Source organism: Bradyrhizobium sp. CCBAU 11357 (assembly GCF_028128865.1).
In the GTDB taxonomy this organism is placed as follows: domain Bacteria; phylum Pseudomonadota; class Alphaproteobacteria; order Rhizobiales; family Xanthobacteraceae; genus Bradyrhizobium.
In genome coordinates this window covers 1-808 of sequence record NZ_LBJW01000035.1, presented here as the reverse complement: position 1 = coordinate 808, position 808 = coordinate 1, and the positions used below count along the sequence as shown (strand labels likewise).

The window sequence follows — 808 nt, the reverse complement described above, 5'->3', positions numbered from 1 at the left end:
GGCGGATCGGAAGATAATCCGCTATCGCTCCAGCCGCCCGCCGGACGCAGTTCTGCGTGGCCGATTGCGCGATCTCGCCAACGAGCGGCGGCGTTTCGGCTATCGCCGGTTGTTCGTCTTGCTGCGGCGGGAGGGCGAGCCATCGGGGATCAACCGGATCTACCGGCTTTACCGCGAGGAAGGGCTCACCGTCCGCAAACGGCGGGCTCGCCGCAAGGCCGTGGGGACCCGTGCCCCGATCCTGGTCGAGGCGAGGCCGAACGCGCGCTGGTCGCTGGACTTCGTCCACGACCAGTTCGCCAATGGCCGACGCTTCCGCATCCTCAACATCGTCGACGACGTCACCAAGGAATGCCTGGGCGCCATTCCGGAGACGTCGATCTCGGGGCGGCGCGTAGCCCGCGAACTGACGGCAATCGTCCAGCGACGCGGCAAGCCAGGAATGATCGTGTCCGACCATGGCACCGAATTCACCTGCAACGCCATGCTCGCTTGGTGCAAGGACGCAGCCATCGATTGGCACTTCATTGCGCCGGGAAAGCCGATGCAGAACGGCTTCGTCGAGAGTTTCAATGGCCGGATGCGCGATGAGCTACTCAACGAGACCCTGTTCTTCGATCTCGATGACGCCCGCGCCAAGATCGCCAACTGGGTCGCCGACTACAATCTCCAGCGTCCCCACTCGTCGCTGAAATACCTGACCCCCGCGGCCTACGCCGCCCACCTCACCGCAACGGACGATCGGCTGCGCAACCCCGACCAGCTCCGCCGATCGTCCGTTGCTCCATCAGCGCCACTTGGCGTACAA

1 protein-coding gene is annotated in these 808 nt (G+C 64.9%); it reads left to right on the top strand.

Features of this window, described 5'->3' with window-relative positions; all coding sequences use genetic code 11:
• Positions 1-808 (top strand): IS3 family transposase (locus XI05_RS08950; RefSeq protein WP_271500709.1); only part of this gene is annotated, 808 nt, incomplete at both ends.